The organism is Halorubrum cibi, assembly GCF_900182635.1.
GTDB classification, from domain to species: Archaea; Halobacteriota; Halobacteria; order Halobacteriales; family Haloferacaceae; genus Halorubrum; species Halorubrum cibi.
Genome location: NZ_FXTD01000023.1, coordinates 1 through 4307, shown reverse-complemented (window position 1 = coordinate 4307; position 4307 = coordinate 1). Strand labels below are relative to the sequence as shown.

At 67.2% G+C, this 4307-nt stretch carries 2 protein-coding genes and 2 pseudogenes; all 4 read right to left on the bottom strand.

The genetic code is table 11. The features are described from left to right. A pseudogene (locus FN829_RS15610) lies at positions 1-848 on the bottom strand (hypothetical protein); the annotation flags it as partial. 171 nt (positions 849-1019) lie between these two features. Beyond that, complete coding sequence (locus FN829_RS15605; protein WP_142987852.1) at positions 1020-2390, bottom strand: hypothetical protein; 1371 nt, start codon at positions 2388-2390, stop codon at positions 1020-1022. Next, a complete protein-coding gene (locus FN829_RS15600; protein WP_142987851.1) occupies positions 2387-3151 on the bottom strand; it encodes a hypothetical protein in 765 nt (254 codons plus the stop codon). Before FN829_RS15600 ends, FN829_RS15605 begins: the two co-directional genes overlap by 4 nt. Continuing rightward, positions 3144-4307: pseudogene (locus FN829_RS15595) on the bottom strand (hypothetical protein); the annotation flags it as partial. The gene FN829_RS15600 and the pseudogene FN829_RS15595, both read right to left, overlap by 8 nt.

The following is a 4307-nucleotide window of genomic DNA, read 5'->3' as shown; positions in this document are numbered from 1 at the left end:
TTCTCGACACCGGTCAGCTCAACGGAGAGGTTCTCACCGCCGTTCGGCGCTTCGTAGGTGATCGTGTCGCCGTCGGTCGCCGACTCGGCGCTCACTTGGAGCTCGCCGTCGAACGTCACCGTGTTGCTCGAGAAGCCCTCGACGTAGAACGCCGCGGAACTGCCCTGAACACGGATCGGAGCCGAGTAGCTCCCGTTCGTCTCGTGGTCGATGTAGGCGCGAGCCGGCACCTGTCCGAGATGCGTCTCGAACCACGACGTGTCGATCGCCACCCAGCGGCCGTCGTGGGTGCGGTCGTCCTCGAGGATGATCGCCGGCTCGCCGTCGACGACGCCCGTTGTCACGGCCATCGTCTGACTGCCGGCCGATGCCTGAACCTGTTTCGGCGCGGCCGGTGCCGTACCGGGTGCCTCGACCCGGCTCGTCAGCACCTGTCGATACGTCGGCTGCTCGTCGCCGGTGTCCGACTCGTCAGCTGTGCCGCTCGGTTCGGACGTGTCGGCCGTCGGCGACTGCGTCTCGTCGGCCACGTCGACCGTCGTGTTCCCGGTTTCGGGTTCCACACTGGGACCGGCGTCGCCGCTTCCGAACGGCGCGGCCGGCACCGCGATCGCCGCGACGAGCAGCACGCCCGCGAGCAGCAGCGGCTTCACCGCACCGGCCGGCACGTGGACGCGCTCGAGCGTCCCGCGGAGTTGCGGCGCGATCTCGTCGACCGACTGTGAGACCGCGCTTCGAACCCGCGCCAGGTACGCGACGAGCGTCGCTTTCAGCCACGCGAGCAGCTCCGTCTCGTTCGACTCTTCTCCGTCGCTTTCGTCGTCCGTGTTTGTGTCCTTGTCAGTCATGGGTCACCCCCTCCCCCTCCCCTCCTCTTAGGTACGCGCGCGTGTGGGTCGCCCTGTGCGCGGTCGCGAGCAGTCTCGTACCGTCCGATCTCGGGAGGATCAATTTCTGTCGAGTCCGAAAATCGGCGTTTCGAGCCGCCGATGCCGCCGGATTCGGGCGACTGGAGCGGCCTACATCGCATCGAGAGCCTCCTCCCGGCGCGGGTATCGAACCGAGATCTCGCCGCGGAACCGGTAGCTCCGGTACGGGTTCGGCCACTCGATCGGCGTGTAGTTCTGATCACGCCAGATCACCGCCCGGCCGGTCCGGTCGGCAAACCGGTTCACGTAGTGCTTGTCGATCGGGACATTACCGATCCCCGACAGCGACGAGCCTGGCGGCGGCGTCTTCGGCATCGTCACGAACCAGCGCGTCTTCTCTCGAACCCCCTCGTCGACGCGGGAGACGCTGTGCGACAGCGTCAGCGTCGAGAGGTTCTTCTTCCGTCCCTTCCCCTGGCTGACCGGGTAGCCCTTCACCTTCCGGTTCTGGTCGTTCTCGTCAGCCTCTGGATTCAGCGGCACGAGGTCCGAGAACTCGTCGAGGACCAGCGTCGTTGAGTGGAGGAACTCGTCGTCCTTCGCTCTCGTGTCCATGAACGCGAAATTAACGTCCCGGAGCGGCGTCACCTCCGCCGGCTCTTCCGCCTCGCGAGCCGGCGTGTACGTCGCCGTCGTCTGTTTCTCGCACCCGCGGAACAGCGGATCCGGCAGCACCGCGTAGAGCCCACCAGGGACGATCTTCGTCATCAGGTCCCGCGGCGTTCGGTACTCGATCGTATCGCGGAACACGTCCGTGAGCGAGATCTCCGTCGTCGGAAGCGTCGGGTTCCGCGGCTTCGCGTGGACTTCGTACTCGATCCCTTCAGGGACGGCAACCGTCATGTACGGCGCGAGCGGGAGACACTCGAGCTCGTCGAGCGTCAGCATCCACAGCAGCGTCTCGTTGTTGATCTCGGGCATCCGGATCCCGCCGATGACGTTCGCGAACGACGTCTTCCCGCCGCCGGGCTTCGAGTGCGCCCATATGTCCGTTCCGCCGTCGCCCATCGTCGCGAGGACGTGCTCGTTCTCCGGCTTCGCGAGCCACTCCAGGACCTTCCGCCGCGTCGCTGGCTGCTCGGCGATGATGGCGTCGTCGAGCCGGCCCTCCTCGAGCGCCCACAGCTCCGCGTCGTCGACGTGGATGATCGCGTCGAGGTACGCGCTCGGATACCGGTAGACCGGGTGTGCGTTCTCGATACCGTTCAACCGCGCCTGCCGAGACAGGCTCTCGAGCTTCTTGTGGAACGGCTTGAGGCTGTTCCCCGAGCCGTCGTCGAAGTCCTTGTAGATCCGCTCGCCGTCGTTGTGGTACCGAGCGAGCCGGCCCCACGACTTTTCGCCGGCGTGGTATCGCGCCTGCCGGGACTTCTCCCACGGCGCGAAGTCCTCTCGGAGCTGCTCGAGAACCTCCTCTTCACCGCGCTGTTCTTTCTGCCGACTGCTGAATGACTTGCTCATGAGTTCCACGCTCCGTGTGTCTTCCCGCTGCTGTCCGTCCGTTCGCCGCCGTTCAGCGTTCGCGCTGCCGACAGGAACGGCGGAAGGAGTGCGCCGACCGCGAACCGATACCGTGTCATCTTCGCCGCTCGCGACTCCGTGTCGAGCAGTGCCTCGAGCAGCGGCGGTGACGACACGATCTCGGTGAGGAAGCCCTCGGGCGTCTCGCCGTTCGTCGGTGCCGCCAGCGACCGGACCCAGCGCCCGATCGACTGCCGGTCCTCGAAGCCGTCCCACAGCTCGATGAGCGCCCCCGCTTGGCTGCGGTCGAGCCGGCGGAACGCCGGTCGCATCAGCGGGTTCCGCTCCGAGTCGGGGTCGACCTCCTTCCACGTGCTTCCTTCCTCGTTCTCGACGCGCTCGTTCGCCCGCTCTCGGAACTGCTTGTACGCGAGGTCGCACCCGTCGCTGAGAGACTCGACAATCCGCATCCGAACGTATCTCCCTTCAGGCGCGTTCTCAGTCGCGAACAGGTACTCGAGGATACTCGACAGCGGCATGATGTCGGACGGCTCGAGGACTGCCTCGACGTGGCCGAGCGTCCGGATCCCGGCCGCTTGGTACCACGTCAGCACCGACCAGTACGTCGAGAAGCCGTCCGCCAGCGGTTCGATCGGCGGGTCGCGCCGAGTGTCGCCCGTGTAGAGGAGCCGGTCCTGGTCGCGGTCGAGGACGTCGAGCGCCGGTCGCGTCGTTCGCGACTGCGTCGTCGGCTCACTCATCGTCGCCCTCCGTGTCGTCACGATCGTCTCGGCCCTCTTCCTCGTCGAGTGGCGCGCGGTCGATTTCCGTGCCGGCGTTCTCGTCGAGACCCATCACGCCGAGGTCCATTCGGAGATCCTCTTCGAGGAGCCGCCGCATCATGCTCGCATCGCGGCGGGAATCGACATCACGCGCCTCGAGCGCCGTCGAGGTCCGCTCGGACCACGCGATCTCCTCGTACTCCTCGAGCGTCTTCGCGTCGGCGTGCTCGCTCTGGAGCACGGTCAGCGACGCGTCAGCCGTCACGTCATGGCGCGGCGCGGGCTCGAAGCTGATCGACCCATCGACCGCCTCGTAGCTCTCCACGGCGAGCAGCACGACGCCGACGGCAGCGCCGACGAACGGGACGTTCGCCACCGCCCCGCCGACGTGCCAGCCGATGAGCGGTAGGGCGATCACACCGATCGTCAGCAGCGCGTAGAGGCCTCGCGTGATCGGCGAGAGGCTCTCGCCGTCGACCGGCTCGGGAAGCCGGTGCCAGACTGGCATCCGCCGCCGGAGGTGAGCCGGTCGATGGTCGACCGCCGTCTCCCCCTCCGGGTCGACGTACACCTTCTGCGAGGCCGACCCCGACACCCGGACCCGCGTCCGGAGGTCGGAGAGGTCGAGCTTCGCCGCGTCCGAGAACAGCCGCGCGAAGAACGGCCGGATACCCTTCTTCGGAAGGAGCCGACCACCCGTCGGCGCTCTCACGGTTGGCAGCAGCTTCAGGTCCTCGTACAGCTCGTCGAAGTAACCGTCGTCGTCGAGTCCGACTCGATCGGTCGCCTTCGAGGTCGACTCACTCCCACCGTCCGGTACCGCGTCCGGATCGGCCTTCTCTTCGGACTCGCCGCGCCGGAGACTCACCGCCTCGGTGAGTTCCTTCCGCTCGAAAGCGATCCGTTCGAGCGGCGGGCTCATTCGCAGCCCCCCGCCGTAGGCGATCGGCAGCAGCGACATCCCCATCAGGATGTCGAGGTGCTCGACGACGACCGCGAGTTCGTAGTACAGTCCCGCGAGAGCGAGCAGGATGCCGACGCCGGAGACGAAGCCCCACGTGCCGAGCGAGTAGCCCGGTCCGCGGCCCGTCCGCTTGAGCGTCGCTCTCGCTCCCGAGAGCCCGATCACGATCGC